Genomic DNA, 19,670 nt, shown 5'->3' with positions numbered 1-19,670 from the left:
ATCCGTTTTCCGAAGGAAAACGGATCCGCCCCCTTCTTGTTTTCCGATACACCTGATCCACGCATGGCGTGGATCTACTGCCGTCACCGGGAAATCGTCGGAGGCGGGGAGGGGGCAGATGGCGGGACCGTCCACGGCATGGATGCCGTGGCCGAGCCTACAGGGACGTACTTGCGGCGTGTCCCGCCATCTGCCCCCTCCCCGCCAAGCAAGCAGAAGCCCAGAGCCGCCTTGGCTTCTGCACTTGCACTTGCACTTGCTTGAAAAAGCGGTGCAGCCGCAGGCTGCAAAACACGCTCAATCCTGATCGTGCGCGCGTGCGGCCTCGGCCTGCGTCTCCTCCTGCGCCGCCATCTCGCGTGCGATCCACGCATCGATCATGTGCCGCTGGCGCTGCGCCTGCCGCCGCTCGCGCGTGTACTCCTGGTCGAGCACGCGGTACAGCGACACCATCACCAGCACCATCAGCAGCGCAAATGGCAACGCCGCGATGGTGATCATTCCCTGAAGCGCCTCCAGACCACCCGCAAGCAGCAACGCACCCGCGATCAACGCGATGCCCACACCCCACGCGATCTTGTGCCTGCGCGGTGGCTCGCCCGCATCGTCGGTGGACATCGTGGCCAGTACCAGCACTGCGGAATCGGCCGAAGTCACGAAGAAGATCATCAACAACACTAGTGCGATGCTCGACAGCAGCAACGGCAGGGGAAGGCTGTCGAAGAGGGTGAACAGCACCGTCTCGTAGCCGTTGCCCAGTGCCTGCACCAGGTCTGCGTGGCCGAAGATCTGCGACCAGATCGCGGTACCACCGAAGACCGAGAACCAGAAGAAGCCCAACAGGGTTGGCGCAAGTACGACTCCCACCACGAACTCGCGCACGCTGCGGCCACGTGAGATGCGCGCGATGAACGAACCGACGAACGGTGCCCAGGAAATCCACCAGGCCCAGTAGAAGATCGTCCAGTCAGCCACCCAGGTGCTGGACGAGAACGGCGACATGCGCAGGCTCATGGTCACCAGCTGGTTGAGATAGGAGCCCAGCGTGGTGGTGAAGGTATTGAAGATGGCGCCGGTCGGGCCAAGCACCAGTACTAGTGCGAGCAGCAATGCTGCCAGCGCCAGGTTGACGTTGGACAGCCATTTCATGCCCCGCCCAACGCCACTGAGTGTGGATGCCATGTACAGCACGAATGCCACTGCGATGATGGTCAGCTGCAGCGGTACCCCCGCCTGAACACCGAAAACGCGCTCCACGCCGGCCGCGATCTGCACCGTGCCGAAGCCGAGTGCGGTTGCCACGCCGACTGCGGTGGCCACCACCGCAGAGATGTTGACCACCTTTCCGGCCCAGCCGCGATGGTGACGGCCAATGATCGGCTGCAGCATGTCGCTGATCTGACCACCACCTTGGCGATTGAACTGGAACCAAGCCATTGCCAGTCCGATCAGGGCATAGATAGCCCACGGGTGCAGGCCCCAATGGAAGAACACATAGCGCATGGCAGCACGCGCGGCGTCCATGCTCTCTGGCGTCAATCCTTCGGGCGGTTTGCTGAAATGCGAGATCGGCTCGGCTGCGCCCCAGAACACCAGGCCGATACCCATGCCGGCGGCGAACAGCATCGACATCCAGCTGGCCCGCGAGAACTCCGGCTCGGCGTCTTCGCCGCCGATGCGCAGGTTGCCGAAGCGACCGAAGGCCAGGTACATCAGGAATACCAGAGCCAGGAACACGACCAGCAGGTACAGCCAGCCGATGCCGCGGATGAGCTCGCCGAGGATGCTCTGCACCACGGTATTGAAGGGGCCGGGTGCAATACCGGCAAGCAGCACCAGCAGCAGAACCAGTGCGATGGAAACGCGAAACACCATGAAGGAGCTTCTCCGATCAAGGGATTGAGGGGAGCGAGCAGAGCTTGCAGCGAAGGGCCGGCGGCATGCAGCGCGAACCGGGCAGGGGCCGCGTCGGCGGCGAAGGAAGCATCGGTCGCTGGAGCGCGACGGACGTGCACGTTACTGAACGCGACGTCATGGTTCTGTTAACGAATATCGATTGGGGGCAACTCCGGAGGCGGGCGGTCTATGCTCTAATGCACGCCAAGAAGCGGGGGTACCGCGGCCATGTGGCCACGGTTGAGACAGTCCCTTGGAACCTGATCCGGCTCATACCGGCGTAGGGAAGCTTTGCAATGCAGCCATTCCCGGACTCCGCCCATGGAGCGTCCGGGCGCGGTCGCAGTGCGCCGCCGCTTCGTCCCTGACCTTCCTGGACGATGCCCGATGAACGCACAGCTCTCCGCCCTGCAGCAACAGGCCCAGCAACTCTCCGAATCCGTGACCCGGCCCATTCCCGGCTCGCGCAAGATCCACGTGCCCGGTTCGCGCCCGGATCTGCAGGTGCCGATGCGGGAGATCGCGTTGACCCGCACCCCGACGCTGTTCGGCGGCGAAGAGAATGCGCCGGTCACGGTCTACGACACGTCCGGCCCCTACACCGATCCGGGCGTGCGTATCGATCTGTCCGCCGGTCTGCCGGCACTGCGTCGCGGCTGGGTGGAGGAACGTGGCGATACCGAGCAGCTCGAAGGCCTGAGTTCGTCGTTCGGGCGTGATCGCGAGCACGACCCCAAGCTCGCTGCCGTGCGCTTCCCCGCACGCAGCCTGCCGCGCCGTGCACGGGCAGGCGCGAACGTCACCCAGATGCACTACGCGCGCCGCGGCATCATCACCCCGGAAATGGAATTCGTTGCCATCCGCGAGAACCAGCGGCTGGAAGCGATCCGCGATGCGGGCCTGCTGCAGCAGCACCCGGGCGAGGCGTTCGGCGCCTCGATCCAGAAGATCATCACGCCGGAGTTCGTGCGGGATGAAATCGCGCGCGGCCGCGCGGTGCTGCCCAACAACATCAACCATCCGGAAAGCGAGCCGATGATCATCGGCCGCAACTTCCTGACCAAGATCAATGCCAACATCGGCAACAGCGCCGTTTCCTCGGGAATCGCCGAGGAGGTAGAGAAACTGGTGTGGGCGATCCGCTGGGGCGGTGACACCGTGATGGACCTGTCCACCGGCAAGCACATCCATGAAACCCGCGAGTGGATCATCCGCAACTCGCCGGTGGCGATCGGTACGGTGCCGATCTACCAGGCGTTGGAGAAGGTCGATGGCCGCGCCGAAGCACTGACCTGGGAGATCTTCCGCGATACGCTGATCGAGCAGGCCGAGCAGGGTGTGGACTACTTCACCATCCACGCCGGCGTGCTGCTGCGCTACGTGCCACTCACCGCCAAGCGGGTGACCGGCATCGTCAGCCGCGGGGGCTCGATCATGGCCAAGTGGTGCCTGGCGCATCACAAGGAGAATTTCCTCTACACGCATTTCGAAGAGATCTGCGAAATCATGAAGGCCTACGACGTGACCTTCTCGCTGGGCGATGGCCTGCGCCCGGGTTGCATCGCCGATGCCAACGACGCCGCGCAGTTCGGTGAGTTGGAAACGCTGGGCGAGCTGACGAAGATTGCCTGGAAGCACGACGTGCAGACCATGATCGAGGGCCCCGGCCACGTGCCGATGCAGCTGATCAAGGAGAACATGGACAAGCAGCTGCGTGAGTGCGGCGAGGCGCCTTTCTATACGCTGGGGCCGTTGACCACCGATATCGCACCGGGCTACGACCACATCACCAGCGCGATCGGCGCGGCGATGATCGGGTGGTTCGGCACGGCCATGCTCTGTTACGTGACGCCGAAGGAGCATCTCGGCCTGCCCAATCGCCAGGACGTGCGCGACGGCATCATGGCTTATCGCATTGCCGCGCATGCAGCCGACCTGGCCAAGGGCCATCCGGGCGCGCAGGTTCGCGACAACGCGTTGAGCAAGGCGCGCTTCGAGTTCCGCTGGGAAGACCAGTTCCACCTTGGCCTGGATCCGGAGAAGGCCAAGGAGTTCCATGACGAGACGCTGCCGAAGGATGCGCACAAGCTGGCCCACTTCTGCTCGATGTGCGGCCCGCACTTCTGTTCGATGAAGATCACCCAGGATGTGCGTGACTACGCCGAGGCCGGCATGAAGGAGAAGTCGGAGGAGTTCCGCGCGGCTGGCGCAGAGGTCTACCAGCAGGGATGACGAGTAGCCGGGTGCCGGCCGCTGGCCGGCAGCCGGTTGTGCGGGGGCCGGGAAGCGTGCTGGCCAGCGGCCGGCACCACCGCTCATCACGCCGCTCCCCGCTATGCTCCGCGCATCACCCTGGGGGAAGGACACCATGCCTGTTGCCATGACCACCCGTTGGCTGGCCATTGCCCGCCGTCATCCTTCGGCCTGGCTGCTGGGCGCCCAGTTGATCGCGGTGCTGCTGTACCCCGCGCTGGATGACACCGCTGCCGGCCGCGCGGCGCTGGGCATGTTCGGCATGGCGGTACTGGGCCTGGCGCTGTGGGTGGTGCAGCGCAGCCCGCTGGGCACCTGGCTGGCACTGGTGCTGGCCATCCCGTCGGTGGTGTTCTCGCTGGCCGGTGCATTGCTCGACCGCAGCGCATTGCTGACCACCGCGCAGTTGCTGGAGAGCCTGCTGTACTTCTACACGGCCGGCGCCCTGATTGCGTACATGCTCCAGGACCACAAGGTCACCCGTGACGAGCTGTTCGCCGCCGGCGCGACATTCACCTTGCTTGCATGGGCATTCGCGTTCGCATTCGCGGTATGCCAGCAGTGGTACCCGGGCAGCTTCCAGGGCACCGGCGGAGGCGCGCAGCGCAGTTGGATGGAGCTGCTTTATCTCAGCTTCAGCTTGCTGTCTGGCGTCGGCTTGAGTGACGTCGTGCCGTTGCATCCACAGGCACGCGCACTGGTCATGCTGGAGCAGTTTTCCGGCGTGATGTACGTGGCTTTGGTGGTTTCGCGGCTGGTCGGATTGACCATGTTGCGGCGCATGTGAAAATGAACGCCAGATAAAAATTTCGCGCCCGAAAGGGCGCGAATGATGTCGCAAATTATGTGAATGCGTCGGCGAGAGAGAGCCTGATGTCGACCACGCGATAGGCGAGGTAACTTGCATAGGCTAGTATTCGCGCGCTCGATTGTTTTTGCGGTATGCGCCGATGCTTTGTGCGGAGTCTGGCTTTTCGCTGTTCCCAGGACGGGGCGGTATCGAAGGCAACACTGCCCGGGACCTGTCTCTACTGTGTAGCAGAAAATGAACAGCAGCGAAATCCAGCCCCCGGTATCCGATCGGATACGGATAGGAGAGTGCACCGTCACTCTGTCCTCGCGCGAAGTCGAGGTCGTCGGCGCGCGTCGCCCGCGCCGGCTGACGCCGAAGGCCCTAGGCGTGCTGCGCGTGCTGCTGCGGCAGCCGGGCCGCGTTGTCACCCGCGACGAGTTGTTCGCCGAGGTATGGCCGGACACGCTGCCGACCAACGATGTGCTGACCCAGGCCGTCACCCAGCTGCGCAAGGCGTTCAGCAACGACGACGACAACGGCCAGGCCTACATCGAAACCATCGCCAAGACCGGCTATCGGCTTCTGGTCCCGGTACAGGTGCTGGACGATGCCGAGCCCGTGGCCGCAGGCGTCCCTGACGACGAAGGCATGGCCGCGCAGCCGGTGACCACTGCTGCGTTGCCTGCGCATCCACAGGCAGCGCGCCGCCGCTGGCGCCATATCCGTCGGCGCGTGCTGCTGGCGTTGGGCGTGTTGATGCTGGCCACGCTGCTGGTGTTGACCACGCTGCTGCTGCGCCGTGCACCGGCCGGCAGTTCGCCGGTGGAGGCTGCCGTGGAGAACGGTACGCGGGTGATCGGCAGCCCGCAGCGGCCGTATCGGTTGATCACCGCGACCAGCGGCTTTGAAACCTATCCCACGCTGTCACCGGATGGTTCGCTGGTGGCCTATGAGGGCGCCAACGAGGATGGCAACGGCGGTGGCGCGATCAAGCTGCAGACCTCCGGCAACGCGCCGGCGCGCCAGTTGCTGGCGCCACCGGCCGGTGCCGTCGATCGCTTCCCGAACTGGTCGCCAGATGGCCGCGAAATCGCCTTCGCGCGGTTCTCCGCCGACGGCGGCTGCCAGGTACTGATCGCCAGCGCCACCGGTGGCGCACTGCGCCAGGCCACACGCTGCGATGGCACGGAGCTGCTCAGTTTCGACTGGACGCCAGATGGGCGTGGCCTCGTGTTCGGCAGCATGGTCGGTCGCTACGCGCACCGTGGCATCCGTGTGCTGGACCTGGCCAGTGGCCAGTGGCGCGCGCTGGCCTACAGCGTCGATGAGGATGACTTCGACTACGCACCGCGGTATTCGCCCGATGGGCAATGGCTGGTGTTCGTGCGCAACCCTCAGCTGGGTGATCTGTGGCGGGTGCCGGCCGCGGGCGGTACGCCCGAGCAGTTGACCGATGAAGCGGCAGAGCTGCGCGGCTGGGCCTGGCTGGACGATGGCCGAACCATCGTCTTCGGTCGTCGTGTCGATAGCGAGGCGCGGCTCTATTACCTGGATGTCGAGCGGCACACGTTGCGCGATGCCGGCCTGGATGATGCGCAGTGGCCGGCAGTGTCGCGACGCGGTGGCATGCTGGCTTTCGTCCACCGGCGCGCGCAGTTCGGCGTGTTCAAGGTGCCGATGCAGGGCAGCGGCACGCCCGAGCGCCTGTTCGCCTCCAGTGGCCGCGATGGACAGCCGATGGCAGCGCCTGATGGCCGCCAGCTGGTCTTCACCTCCGATCGTTCCGGCAGCTTCGCGCTGTGGTGGGCGGACATGCAGCGACCGGATTCGCTGCGTCCCATTGAAGGGCTGCGGCCGGAAGCGCGGCAGGCGCCGGACTGGTCGGCCGACAGCCGGCAGTTGCTGGTGGTTGGCCGCGATGCGCATGGGCGCACGGTGCTCTATGAAATCGCGCCACGCGATGAACGCCTGCAACCCTTGCCGGTTCCGGCCGAACAGCCGTTGCAGGCACTGTATGGCGCCTCGCCGCAGCAGCTGTTTGTGGTCGAGCGCGATGCCGACCAGCGCACGCGGTTGAGCCTGTTCGATCGCAGCGTCCAGCCCTGGCGCCGCTTGGCCAGCATCGATGGGGTGTCGCAGGCGCGCTTTGACCGGAGCAGTGGCCGCGTGTTGTTCACCCGCTTGGCCGCCGGTGGCCTGTGGTCGGCGGATGCCGCGTTGTCCCCGGCCAGCGTGCAGCAGATCAGCGATGACCGGCCCAGCCGCTGGCGATACCGGGCCTGGACCGTGACCGGCAACAGCGGCATCGGCTACCTCGGTACCTCTACAACGTGTGGCACCACCTTCGTGCGCATCCAGCCCGGCCGCGAGGAGGCGGAACGCTGCCTGGACGCAGAACGGCTCAGCGCCGGCAACGGGCTCAGTGCCAGCGCCGACGGAAAGGACCTGTTCGTGGCGATGGCGGTCAGCGATGGCGCTGACATCGGCGTGATGCGGTTGCCCGAACGCCCGCCTGCACTGTTTCCCGCATTCTCCAAGTTGTTGTTGTTCAAGGGAAACGGGCCTTCGTAATTTCTTCGTCGGGATCTCGTCGCGAATTCGTGGCGATCTCGTCGGACCTTCCTGACGCGGTGCCGCCTGATTTGGCAAAACGGAGTCCTGTACTAGGCAAATCCGTGGTGCCCCCATGCGTCAACTCTCGCTGGCCGATCGCGGCCAAACTGTTTCCCTGGACCGGTCGCTCGACGAAGTCGCACCGACCTGCCTGGGCGTGGCCCGGCTGGGCAGCCTGCAGACCGCCGGCTCCAGCTTCACTGTCTGGATGCAGGTGCGTGGCAGCTCGTGGGTCGAGGCCAAGGAAGGGCGCTTCCGCCTGCGCCAGGGCGAGTGGATCGCCTTCGAGAAGGAATCGCGGCCGCTGGTGCAGGCCGGTCGCAACGGGTTGTGCGTCGGCCTGAACCTGAACATCGAAGCGCTTCGCGTGCTGACCGAGATGGCCGACTGCGGCCTGTATGCAGGTCGTGGCCGGATGAACCGTACTGATGCCCGCGTGGCGCTGCGCCTGTGGCGCGATGCGCTGGCCAGCGGCCAGCCGGCGCAGGCCCTGCGCCCGCTGCTGCTGCACCTCGCGGGCCTGCAGCGTGGCCTGGCCGACAACGTGCAGCGCTGCCCGGGCCGCTCGCGCAGCCGCAAGCGCCAGGTGTTCGGCCGCATGCAGCGCGCGCGCCTCTATCTGGAAGGCAACAGCCACCGGGTGGTGCGCATCGGCGAACTGGCCGAGCTGACCAACTTCTCCAGCTGGTACTTGTCCAAGACCTTCCAGAGCCTGTACGAGGAAAGCCCGCAGTCGCTTTCGGCACGACTGCGCCTCGAACGCGCCGCTGATCTGCTGCGCGACACCGACATGATGGTGGGCGAGGTCGCTGCCGCCAGCGGTTTCGACAACTGCTGCAGCTTCGCGCGTGCGTTCCGCGCCCGCTACGGCCAGTCCGCATCGCGCTTCAGGGAGAACGGCGGCTTGCTCCCGCCACAATCCGCAAAGTCTCCGGTTGGTTCGCGCAAATACAGCGCTGCAACGCAATCGTAACGTGCTGGGGTGTTTTAACACGCTGCTAACACGTACCTTGGAGAGATTGATGAACGTTCGTAATCCCGCAGTGCGGTTCGGCTTGCTGCCGGCCGGCATTGCGCTGGCGCTGGCGCCGGCCTTTGCTTCCGCCCAGGAAGCAAAGGGCACCACCGATCTGGACCGCATTTCGGTCACCGGCTCGCGCATCCGCGGCGCCTCGGTGGAAACCCAGCAGCCGATCCTGACGATGACCCGCGAATCCCTGGAAAAGCAGGGCTTCTCGAGCGTCGCCGACGTGCTGAACAACCTGACCTCGGCCGGCTCCCCGGCCATCTCGCGTTCGGAGTCGCTGGCTTCGGGCGAGAACGTGGGCGGCTACTACGTCGACATCCGCAACCTGGGCGCCCAGCGCACCCTGGTGCTGATGAACGGCAAGCGTCTGGGCGCAACCACTGCGGGCTACCAGGATCTGAGCCAGATCCCGATGTCGGCCGTTGAGCGCATCGAAATCCTGAAGGACGGCGCCTCGTCGATCTACGGTTCCGACGCCATCGCCGGCGTGGTCAACGTGATCACCCGCAAGAACTTCGACGGCGGCGAAGCCAACGTCTACGTCGGCCAGTACGGCAAGGGCGACGGCGACACCGAAACCTATTCGATGACCCTCGGTGCCCGCGGCGAGCGCGGCAGCCTGACCCTGTCGGCCGAGTACTCGAAGCAGGACCCGGTGTGGGCCAAGGACCGCTGGTACAGCCGTGACGGCTCGCTGGGTCCGAACTCGACCTCGGCCACCTGGAGCCCGATCAGCCAGAACGGCAGCTGGTGCAACCCGACCCAGGTCAACTGCGGCGACTCCAAGCAGGCTGTCTGGAAGACCCTGAACGCCGGCGGCAACCCGAAGAACCCGAATGACTACCATGTCATTACGCCGGACGAATTCGCCAACTCCAACGAGCAGATGACCCTGCTGACCGGTGTGAAGCGCAAGTCGGTCTACATCAACGGCACGTACGACTTCACCGATTCGATCAGCCTGAACACCGACGTGCTCTACAACGAGCGCCAGACGTTCCAGCAGATCGCCGGCTACCCGTTCCAGTCCAACTCCTTCGGCACCCCGCTGGAGGGTTCGAGCGCCTTCAACCCGGTCGGCCAGGACGTCAGCTTCCGTCGCCGCCTGTGGGAAGTGCCGCGTACCACTGACAGCCAGCTGAAGACCCTGCGCTTCGCTCCGACCCTGACCGGCTTCTTCGAGCTGGGCGGCAAGACCTTCGACTGGGACGTCGGCGCGCTGTGGAACCGCAACGAGTCGATCAAGAGCAACCGCGGCGACATGAGCCTGATCGCTGCAGGCCAGGCCCTGGGCCCGTCGTTCATCGATGCCGGCGGCGTTGCACGCTGCGGCACCTCGGCCAAGCCGATCCTGGGCGACTGCCGCCCGTGGAACCCGCTGCTGCCGTACGGTGTTGATGGCCAGGGTTCGCTGGCGAACCAGGAGCTGCAGGACTTCCTGTTCCCGACCTTCACCACCCGCGGCGTCACCAAGACCACCAGCTTCACCGCCAACCTGTCCGGTTCCATCGTGACCCTGCCGGCCGGCGACCTGGGCTTCGCGCTGGGTGTCGAGCACCGCAAGGAAGAAGGCAATTACGTGCCGGACGCCTTCGCGCAGTCGGGCCAGTCCACCGGCCTGGGCCAGAAGCCGACCCGCGGCCAGTACGATCTGAACGAGGTCTACCTCGAACTGAACGTGCCGCTGCTGGCCGACATGGCCTTCGCCAAGGAGCTGACCCTGAACGTTGCCAGCCGTTACTCGGACTACAGCAACTTCGGTGGCACCACCAACAGCAAGTTCGGCCTGACCTGGCGTCCGCTGGATGAACTGCTGGTCCGCGGCACCTACGCCGAGGGCTTCCGCGCTCCGACCATCAGCGACCTGTACGGTGGCCTGAGCTCGAGCTTCGAGTCCTACATCGATCCGTGCGGCGTGAACGCCCCGGGCAGCGTTGCCGGCAATGCCGCGTGCACCGCCGCTGGCGCTCCGGCCAACTATGTGCAGCTGGGCCAGGGCAACCTGCCGTGCTCGACCCTGCCGTGCCAGTCGGGTGACCAGTTCGTCTCGGGTGCCAACCCGAACCTGAAGCCGGAAACCTCCAAGAGCACCACTTTCGGCCTGGTGTGGAGCCCGCGCTGGGTGCAGGGCCTGGACGTCTCGCTGGATTGGTACAAGTACGAAATCAGCGACATGATCATCGCTGACAGCGTCGACCGCATCCTGCGTGACTGCTACGTGCTGGGCAACTCCGAGCGTTGCTCGAGCGTGACCCGTGCGGCTGACGGCCACGTCAGTGCGATCACCTACGGCACCGCCAACCTCGGCAAGATGGAAACCGAAGGTTACGACCTGGGCATCAAGTACCGCCTGCCGGAACTGGCCATCGGTCAGTTCAGCATCGACTGGACCACCAGCTACACCGCCAAGTACGACGAGCAGGGCCAGAACAGCGCGGGTGACAACATCATGATCGGCCGCGTCGGCGAGCCGGGCCTGTTCCGCGTGCGTTCGAACCTGGGCGTCAACTGGCAGTACGGCGATTTCGGTGTGAACTACACCGCGCGCTACTACTCCGGCATGAAGGAAAGCTGCATCTCGCTGGCTGATGGCTGGTGCGATGCGCCGAACCACATGGCCAATGGCGAAACCGATCCGCTGCGTCACACCGGCTCCAACACCTTCCACGACCTGCAGGTCAGCTGGAAGGCGCCGTGGGATGCGACGATCGCCCTGGGTGCGAACAACGTGTTCGACCACAAGGGTCCGCTGCAGTACTCGGCTCCGAACTCGGCGTTCGCCTACTACGGCGGCTTCGATGTGGGTCGCTTCCTGTACATGAAGTACACCCAGCGCTTCTGATCCATCGAAGTGCGGTAGCAACACGGGGAGGGCGGGCCGCAAGGTCCGCCCTCTTTTTTGTAGGGGAATTCCGGAAACTGTTGGAAGGTGAGCGCAGTCACGGTCCTGTCGTGTCGCAATCGACACAGTCAGGAGGTCCAATACCGGACGCTTGCATGTGGAGAGGGATATGAAGAACACGTTGCTGCGCCAGGCATCAGCCGCTGTACTGATCTATGCGACGCTGGTGGGCGCGGTGTTCGCGCAGGGCCTCGGGGTCTGTGGTGGCGGGCTTTATTGCGAAGAGTTCCGCCAGCAGTGCCTGGCCAGTGGCAAGTCACCGGTCATCTGCGAGTCGCAGTATCGGCGTTGCGTGCAGGATGCCTGCGGTACCCGCTGACATGGAAAGGGCGCACCGTGTGGGTGCGCCCTCTGTCGTCAGGACATCATCCAGCACGCTCAGGCGTCGCTGGGCACCAGTCCCATCAGTGCATTGGCGTGCTCGCGCCATTGCGGCAGTTTGTTCAGCACGCCTGCGCGCTGCAGGTAGTCCTCGTCCACCGGATCGCCATTGACCAGCGCCAGGGCCACGTGCACCGCGCCGGTCACCCAGAAGCTGCGGGTGTTGGCGCGCTGCGGCTGCAGGTGGAATGCCACCGCTTCGATGATCGGCATCGGCAGGCCCCACAGGCCCAGCAGGTAGGCGCCGGCCTCGGCATGGCCTGGGCGGGTATCGCCGGCCAGCGCGGGCTCGCTGCGCTCGTTGCGCACACCGGGCAGCAGCAGGCCGATGTCGGCCAGCAGTGCGGCAGTCGCCCCCAGTTCGGCGCTGGACTCGGGCAGCAGGCGTGCGGCCAGCCGGGAGGCGAGCAGGGCGCGCTGCTGCAGTGAGTTGCGCTCGGCAGCCGACAGCGTCGGCGCGGAGAACACTTCGCTGGCCAGCACCAGGTCACGCAGCGTGGCCAGGCCCAGCCGGGTGACCGCGGTGCGCAGGTCGGCAATGGTGCGGCCCTGGCTGAAGAACGCCGAGTTCGACAGTTGCAGCACCTTGGCCGCGATGGCCGGATCGGCGGCGACCAGCTTGGCCACATCGGCACTGTCGGTATCGTCGTCATGTTCCAGGGCCTGGGTCAGGCTCAGGTACAGGTGCGGTGGCGATGGCAGTTTCTCGATACGGCCGATGGCATCGCGCAGGCGCGGGCTGTCCAGCACTTCGCGCAGTTCTTCCAGGCTGGTCAATGCCTCCAGCAGCACTTCCGGTGCCAGCGGCAGCGGCAGGAAGCGGTGGGCGACACCGATCAGGCGCGCCGGCGGCGGGCGGTTGCCATGGTGTGCATCGACCAGCGCGATGCGGATGGTTTCCGGGCGCAGTGTCCGGATCTGGCCCAGCAGCGTGGTGGCATTGAGATCGGGCAACTGCGGGCAGACGATCACCGCGTCCACGCCCTGCGTGGCCACCGCAGTCATCGCGGTCTGGCCATCGGCGGCGGTCAGCGGTTGCCAGTCTTCCCCAAGATCGGCAATGAATTCGGTCAGCTCAGCCGGCAGGCTGGCTGCATCCCCAACAAGCAGAATACGCACGACACATTCCCCTGGCTGTCTCGACGATGGATGTCGATGACGTGTGAAGTGACGCAATTTACCTAATACGGCAGCAAGAGTGATGTGCCGTCATCATGAAACGTGACCCGCATCGCTCCGGCGGGGTATCGCCGGAGCGATCCGGTTCAGGCTCAGGCCTTGCTGTCGAGATGGCGCTGGTGCGCCTCGATCAGGATCTGCTTGGCCTCAGCGGCGCCACCCCAACCGTCCAGCTTGACCCACTTGCCCTTCTCCAGGTCCTTGTAATGCTCGAAGAAGTGGCCAATGCGCTCCAGCCAGTGGCTCGAGACCTGGGCGATGTCTTCGACGTGGGCGTAGCCGCTGAAGATCTTCGAGACCGGCACGGCGAGGATCTTCTCGTCGCTGCCTGCCTCATCGCTCATCTTCAGCACACCGACCGGACGGCAGCGCACGACCGAGCCCGGCACCAGCGGCAGCGGCAGCACCACCAGCACGTCGGCCGGATCGCCGTCGCCACACAGGGTGCTCGGCACGTAGCCGTAGTTGCACGGATAGCGCATCGGGGTGGACAGGATGCGGTCGACGAAGATCGCGCCGGTTTCCTTGTCCACTTCGTACTTCACCGGCTCCGAGTCCTTCGGGATCTCGATGATGACGTTGATTTCTTCCGGCGGGTTCTTGCCGGGCGAGACGAGTTCCAGGCCCATGGTGTGCTCCAGGTGGGGATATAGACGGATAGCTCACCATTTTATGCCTTTGCCGGGCGCTGTGCAGGGTAGGGCTGGGCCGACCTGCGCGCCCGCCCCTGGCGGAGCGGGTGGGGCGGGGTTTCCCGATGGGTTCGACCCGCTCCCCGCGGCAGGCTGGACGTCCTTGCCAAGGAGACTTGCCATGAACTGGAACCGCTTGGGCTGTTGTGCCTTGCTGCTGCTGGCGCCGCTGCCCGCGCTCGCGCGCGGGTTGCATGTCAACCTGATTGACTATCCCTCCGACGAGGCCGGATGGGACCGTGCCTTTGCGCTGGAGGACGCGGTCGCCGGCGAATTCGCCGCATGGTGTGCCGACACCTTGTGTGAAGGTGATTACAGCAACTACCGGGTGATGGAGTTCCGCTGCGCCGTGCTCGCCCACCGCGGCACCGTGCAGCGCTGTGTCTGGGTGGTGGCCGCCAGCGAGCTGGAGGTTGAGCCCGACACGGGACACGTGCGGATCGACAACGGGAGCTGGGTCTGTCCGGTCGAAATGCAGCCCGGGGTGCCCGTCGACGCTTTCTACGCCTCCCTGGAAGCGCCGGGTGGCCTGATCGCCCCTCTGCCCGGGCTTGGCCATGGTCTCTTCGATGGGCTGCCTGAATGCCTGCGCACGCAGGGGAGGGTGGGCTGATGGGGAGCTTCCGTAGATGCTGGCTGTTGTGTGGCGTGCTGTCTGTCAGCCTGCCGTGCGCCGGTGTCGCGCAGGCTGCGCCTGCGTTCGTCGATGCGCGGGATTACGCCGGCCCGGGGGGCGGCCACGAGCGTTTCCTTGCTGCCGAGCGGCAACTGGTGCGTGGCTTCGATGAGGTATGTGGCGATACCTTCTGCGAGGGCGAGTACATCAATCTGTGGGCCATGCGCCTGCGCTGTTCCGTGGACCAGGCCACGGGGGTGGTTGTCCAGTGTGTATGGACCTTCGCCGGTAGCAACACCAGGGTAAAGTCCAGCGGCCTGATCACGGTCAACCGCGGACGCTATGCCTGCGTGCTGCCGCTGGCAACCGGAACACGCCTGGAAACCCTGTTGCAGGTGTGGGAAACGGGGGAGGGGTTCGATGCGTTGCACGCGCCGCTGCCCGGCACGACTGCCAATACGTACGACGCACTGGTTGATTGCCTGTAGCCCCGGTAACGATACGAATGTGACTTATTCGCATTACCGAAGTAGCATGCGCGGTGCCTCCCGTCTGTCGTCCCGGCTCCGCGCATGTCCTCCAATGCTGCCTCCCTCACTGAGCTGCTGATCCGCGAGCGGCCAGCGCTGCTGCGCCGGGTGCAGCGCATCCTCGGGGGGGACAGCGGCGCCGAGGACGTGATCCAGGCGGTGTGGTTCAAGGCCCGTGGGGTCGGTGACAGCCAGGCGATCGGCAACCCGCGGGCCTATCTGTATCGGCTGGCCGCCAACCTTGCCACTGACCACGGCCGCGAATCGAGCCGCCGCAACCGGCTGCTGGCCGACCACTACCTGTGGGGGGCCGACGAGGTGATCTCCACCGAGGAGCAGGCCATGGCACAGGATGAGCTGCAGCGGGTGCTCGATGCGGCGGGTCACCTGCCGGAGCCGACCCGCACCATCTTCCGGCTCAACCGCCTGCAGGGCCTCACCCAGGCCGAGATCGCACGCCGCCTGGGGGTGTCGGTGACCACCGTCGAGAATCATGTTCGCTCCGCGCTGCAGCGCCTGGCCTGGGCGCGCAGCGGTCGATGAGCGCGCCGGCTTGGGGCTGGCCTTCGCGCAGACGTCTTGATCACTGGACCGTGGATGCGGTCCAGTTCCCCCGCCTGCGCTTGAATGCGCCTGTCCGCCAGCCGATGAGCCCGCCGAACATGCAGCCCGCCGCCAATGACGATGCCCTGGCCGAACAGGCCCGGGACTGGATCGCGTGGCTGGCCTCGGGTGACATCAGCGATGCACGCATGCAGGCGTTCGAGCACTGGTTGCAACAGCCGGGGCACCGCAGGGCCTTCGAACATGAGCGCGCGTTGTGGCGCAGTGTCGGGCCGCGCCCGCAGGCCGCCGGGGCCAGCGGACGGCGTCGGCCGCATCGACTGCGCTGGGCGATGGCTGTGGCGGCAATGCTGGCGATGCTGGTGGCATGGCCGGAGGCGTGGCTGCGCCTGCAGTCCGATCATCGCAGCACGCATCAGGTGCAGCACGTGCGGCTGCCCGATGGTAGTCGGGCGGTGCTGGATGCGGACAGTGCGATTGCCGTGCGCTTCGATGCGAACGCCCGCGAGGTCGAGCTGCTGCGCGGGCGCGCCTGGTTCGAGGTAAGCCCGGATGCACAGCGGCGTTTCAGCGTGCGCGCCGGCAACGGCCTGGTCGAGGACATCTCGACCGCGTTCACCGTGGCGCGTGGAGACGAGGGGGTGGAAACCCAGGTTGGGCAGGGCAGGGTGCGCGTGGCCAGCCCGGCCGACGGTGGCTGGACCTACCTGCAGCAGGGGCAGCGTGCCGTCTATACTGAACGTGGCGGGGTCATGCGACGGGCTGACGTGACCGCCGACAGCGTCGGCGCCTGGCGCCAGGGCGAGCTGCTGCTGGAGCAGGCCAGCGTCGCCGATGCCGTGCAGTGGGTGGGGCGCTATCGCGCGGGGCCGACCTTCGTGCGCGTTGATCTGTCACGTCTGCCTGCAGTGAGTGCTGCGTTACGCATCGACCGCCCGGAGCAGGCATTGGATGCACTGGCGGCAACGGCAGGTCTTCAGGTTACTCGTCTTCCATTCGGCGTCGCCATCGTGCAGTAGCTCCACGCCACGCGTGGATGAGCGTCTCTGTGCCGACCAACGGTCGGCACCCACCGCCACCGGCCGACCAACGGTCGGCAACCACCGCGCACCGTCGGCATCCCCTGCGACCGCAAATCGCTCTTGGGGTTGTCGCGTGCCCAGCCGTCTTATCCGGCGAACGTACCCGCCGTCGCCACGTACGTCGCCGTGTCCGCCCGTGTTGCGGATGACGCCGCGTTCGCGGCACCGATTACCTGACAGGTTCTTCCATGTTCGACTCCCACCGCTCGGGCCGCGTACTGCGCCCGTCCCGTCTGTGCATTGCGTTGCTTGCCGCCGGGCTGGCCAGCACGACGCCACCCGCACTGGCGCAGAGCGCCCGCAGCGACCACGCGGCCGTACTGCGCTTCGATATTCCTGCACAACCGCTGGATGAGGCGCTGCGCAGCTACATGCGCCAATCCGGCGTGCAGGTGGTGTACCCCGCATCGCTGGCACACGGCGCAACCTCCCACGCGGTCAGCGGCAGCCTGTCGGCCGACCAGGCGTTGCAGCACCTGCTGCAGGGAAGCGGCGTGGCGGTGCGCCGGGTCAGCGCCGATGCGGTCACTCTGGAGGCAGCAACGCCGGTGCGGGCCGATAGCGGTGTGATCGTCACCGGCACGCTGAGTGTGGCCGGCGACCGCGTCGACAGCGGTGCGAACAACGATGAAGCGCGCCTGCTCGACAGCTACCGCAGCGTGGGTTCGACCACCACGCTCGACCGCGCGCATCTGGAGCGCTTTCGCGGCACCTCCAACGGCGACATCGTCAAGGGTGTGGCCGGTGTCACCGCCGGTGATCCGCGCGTCGGCAATGGCTTCGACGTCAACATCCGTGGCATCCAGGGCCAGGGCCGCGTACCGGTGATCATCGACGGTGGCCAGTCCAGCATGGATACCTACCGCGGCTATGCGGGCCAGTCACAGCGCACCTACCTCGACCCCGACCTGATCTCCAGCCTGACCATCACCAAGGGCCCGAGCCTGCAGGCCAACGCCTCCGGTGGCATCGGCGGTATGGTAGAGATGGAGACGCTGAAGATCGGTGACGTGCTGCGCGAGGGGCGCGACTTCGGGGTGCGCGTGCGCGGTGGCCTGGCCAATGGCAGTGCCAACAACCTGCCGTCCTACAGTGCGACACCGCGCACCGATCGCAGCGCCACCGGCAGCCAGTTCTTCAACGTGGCCGGTGCCGGTCACTGGGACCGCTTCGACCTGGTCGCCGCCTACGCTTACCGGGACAACGGCAACTACTTCTCGGGCCGGCATGGCTACGATGATTTCCCGCAGACCCGTCGTACGCTGGCGCCGCTGAATCCGCCGCGCACCGAGGTCTTCAATACCTCGGCGCGTTCGAAGTCGGCGCTGCTCAAGGGCACCTGGCGCATCGACGATGCGCAGACGCTGGAAGCGGGCTACCGCCGCTACGAAGGCACCGCCGGCGAGATCATGGCCTCGCAGATCATCCGCGTCGACCGCGATCGCATTCCGCAGTGGGACCCGGGCCACGTCGACATGGACAGCTACACCCTGCGCTACCGCTTCAATCCGGACAGCGATCTGGTCGACCTGCGCATCAATGCCGCCTACACCGACACCGACAGCGTGATGTACAACAGCCTGACCGGCATCACCCCGTGGTACTTCGACCGCCGCACCGAGTGGTACGACGCGCCCAGCTTCAGTGGCGATCCCGGCTACAAGGATGCCTACCGGAACCCGCTGCGGCAGAAGCGCTTCAACCTGGATGCCAGCAACACCTCGACGTTCGACACCCGCGCCGGTGCGTTCACGCTCGACTACGGCCTGTCCTACAGCGACGAAGACATCGCCCCGGGCAGCTCGGGCCCGATCAAGCACGACGACCTGGTCAACAACCGCTTCCTGCGCAACGCCGAGCGCAAGGAATACAGCGCCGTGGCCTCGCTGAAGTGGCAGCCCGATGAGCATTGGGAACTGCTGGCCGGCGGCCGCTGGAACCGCGTGGAGGTGCATGACCGCAACCGCCTGGCCACGCCTGATACCTATGAGGTGCAGGGCCAGTACCGCTACACCGAGCTGCTCAACGGCAACCCGGCACTGCCCTCGTGGCGCGCCAAGCGCATCGCGTTGCTGAACTGGTATCCGGATGCCAATGGCAATTTCACCCAGGAATCGCTGCTGGCCTCGCCGTACAAGAAGGGCACGGTGGGCGACATCGGTGGGTGGAACTTCTATGACGCCGGCAAACCGCAGGATCTGGAAGTGCCGGTCAGCTGGACCTGGTCGCCGCCGATCCGCCGCCGTGACACCGCGTTCTCGCCGACTGCCAGCGTGGCCTACCGCTTCAGCGAAGACACCCTGGTCTATGTGAAGTACGCCGAGGGCACCAAGCTGCCGAGCCTGTTCGAGACCACGCTGGGCCTGTTCACCGCCGCCAAGCCGGTGGGTGAGCTGAAGCCGGAGCGTGCGCGCAGCTGGGAAATCGGTGCCAGCACCCTCCGCTACGACCTGTTCACCGCCGGCGACCGCCTGGCGCTGAAGCTGTCGTACTTCGATACCCGCATCGACGACCTGATCACCCGTGACTACCGCACGCTGTCGGCCGGCCTGATCCGCAACGTCGATCAGTTCAAGGTCTCGGGCATGGAATTCCAGTCCAGCTATGACAGCGGCAAGGTCTTCGCCGACCTGTCCGCGCATTACTATTTCAAAGCCAAGACCTGCGCGCCGGACATCGCCGCCGAGCGCCGGGCCTATGGCGCACAGCGCAGGAACGATGAGCTGGCCCACACGCCCAACTGCGTGGACGGCGGCTTCGAGGGGTCGTACACCAACACCCAGAACCCGCCGCGCTACATGGTCAACCTGACCCTGGGCTCGCGCCTGTTCGACGAGCGCCTGACCTTCGGCACCCGCATGGTCCACAACGCTGGCCCGATCAGCAAGCTGGACAAGGACTGGAACGTGGGCCTGTCGGCGATCCAGCAGCTGTACCGGCCGAACACCTTGGTCGACCTGTTCGCCAGCTGGAGCTTCAACGACCAGCTGTCGGTGGAAGCCGGCGTGGACAACCTGACCGACCGCTATTACCTGGACCCGCTGGCCCTGGGCGTGATGCCGGCGCCGGGTCGCACCGCACGGCTGGCGTTGACCTGGAAGTACTGATCTGCGGGGTCGGCTCCCTTTCCTGCGGAAAGGGC

The 19,670-nt window shown here is 65.9% G+C and carries 14 protein-coding genes and 1 riboswitch; of the genes, 11 read left to right on the top strand and 3 right to left on the bottom strand.

What is annotated here, in order from left to right; genetic code table 11:
- Positions 1 to 297: 297 nt before the first annotated feature.
- On the bottom strand, positions 298 to 1,875 hold the full coding sequence (locus ACZ75I_RS16170) for a BCCT family transporter (RefSeq protein ID WP_180870935.1): 1,578 nt from the start codon (positions 1,873 to 1,875) through the stop codon (positions 298 to 300).
- Between the two features lie 224 nt (positions 1,876 to 2,099).
- Positions 2,100 to 2,201, top strand: a riboswitch (TPP riboswitch).
- Between the two features lie 82 nt (positions 2,202 to 2,283).
- On the opposite strand from ACZ75I_RS16170, the gene thiC reads away from it, so the two are divergent.
- The 6 genes from thiC (at position 2,284) to ACZ75I_RS16140 (ending at position 11,803) form a co-directional block, all read left to right on the top strand.
- Positions 2,284 to 4,128: a phosphomethylpyrimidine synthase ThiC gene (gene thiC / locus ACZ75I_RS16165; protein ID WP_472958294.1), complete on the top strand. Its 1,845-nt coding sequence runs from the start codon at positions 2,284 to 2,286 to the stop codon at positions 4,126 to 4,128.
- Positions 4,129 to 4,264: 136 nt separating this feature from the next.
- Positions 4,265 to 4,936: an ion channel gene (locus ACZ75I_RS16160; RefSeq protein ID WP_065196438.1), complete on the top strand. Its 672-nt coding sequence runs from the start codon at positions 4,265 to 4,267 to the stop codon at positions 4,934 to 4,936.
- A 258-nt stretch (positions 4,937 to 5,194) separates the two neighbouring features.
- A complete protein-coding gene (locus tag ACZ75I_RS16155; RefSeq protein ID WP_065196437.1) occupies positions 5,195 to 7,513 on the top strand; it encodes a winged helix-turn-helix domain-containing protein in 2,319 nt (772 codons plus the stop codon).
- Between the two features lie 115 nt (positions 7,514 to 7,628).
- A complete protein-coding gene (locus tag ACZ75I_RS16150) occupies positions 7,629 to 8,528 on the top strand; it encodes a helix-turn-helix transcriptional regulator (RefSeq protein ID WP_154351385.1) in 900 nt (299 codons plus the stop codon).
- Between the two features lie 49 nt (positions 8,529 to 8,577).
- Positions 8,578 to 11,424, top strand: coding sequence for a TonB-dependent receptor (locus ACZ75I_RS16145; protein ID WP_061479548.1), 2,847 nt, complete (start codon positions 8,578 to 8,580; stop codon positions 11,422 to 11,424).
- Between the two features lie 169 nt (positions 11,425 to 11,593).
- Positions 11,594 to 11,803 (top strand): hypothetical protein, encoded by a 210-nt coding sequence (locus tag ACZ75I_RS16140; protein WP_061479547.1) that lies wholly within the window; start codon positions 11,594 to 11,596, stop codon positions 11,801 to 11,803.
- Between the two features lie 59 nt (positions 11,804 to 11,862).
- On the opposite strand, the gene ACZ75I_RS16135 is transcribed toward ACZ75I_RS16140, so the two are convergent.
- Together ACZ75I_RS16135 and ppa are read right to left on the bottom strand one after the other, a co-directional pair.
- On the bottom strand, positions 11,863 to 12,984 hold the full coding sequence (locus ACZ75I_RS16135; RefSeq protein WP_049413685.1) for an HDOD domain-containing protein: 1,122 nt from the start codon (positions 12,982 to 12,984) through the stop codon (positions 11,863 to 11,865).
- A gap of 152 nt (positions 12,985 to 13,136) precedes the next feature.
- A complete protein-coding gene (gene ppa, locus ACZ75I_RS16130) occupies positions 13,137 to 13,673 on the bottom strand; it encodes an inorganic diphosphatase (RefSeq protein WP_005410935.1) in 537 nt (178 codons plus the stop codon).
- Positions 13,674 to 13,857: 184 nt separating this feature from the next.
- On the opposite strand from ppa, the gene ACZ75I_RS16125 reads away from it, so the two are divergent.
- From ACZ75I_RS16125 to ACZ75I_RS16105, 5 genes are all read left to right on the top strand, one after another.
- Positions 13,858 to 14,349, top strand: coding sequence for a hypothetical protein (locus ACZ75I_RS16125; protein WP_061480508.1), 492 nt, complete (start codon positions 13,858 to 13,860; stop codon positions 14,347 to 14,349).
- A gap of 35 nt (positions 14,350 to 14,384) precedes the next feature.
- Entirely contained in the window at positions 14,385 to 14,840 is a 456-nt protein-coding gene (locus ACZ75I_RS16120; protein ID WP_082783378.1) for a hypothetical protein, read from the top strand.
- A gap of 84 nt (positions 14,841 to 14,924) precedes the next feature.
- The gene (locus ACZ75I_RS16115) at positions 14,925 to 15,425 is read left to right on the top strand and encodes an RNA polymerase sigma factor (protein WP_180870933.1); all 501 of its coding nucleotides are present in this window, start codon (positions 14,925 to 14,927) and stop codon (positions 15,423 to 15,425) included.
- A 104-nt stretch (positions 15,426 to 15,529) separates the two neighbouring features.
- A complete protein-coding gene (locus tag ACZ75I_RS16110; RefSeq protein WP_472958289.1) occupies positions 15,530 to 16,465 on the top strand; it encodes a FecR family protein in 936 nt (311 codons plus the stop codon).
- A gap of 251 nt (positions 16,466 to 16,716) precedes the next feature.
- Positions 16,717 to 19,635 (top strand): TonB-dependent receptor, encoded by a 2,919-nt coding sequence (locus ACZ75I_RS16105; RefSeq protein ID WP_180870929.1) that lies wholly within the window; start codon positions 16,717 to 16,719, stop codon positions 19,633 to 19,635.
- Positions 19,636 to 19,670 lie beyond the last annotated feature (35 nt).

This window comes from Stenotrophomonas sp. X, from assembly GCF_055721025.1.
Note: the sequence above shows the minus strand (reverse complement) of the source record. Positions and strands in the feature narration are given on the sequence as shown.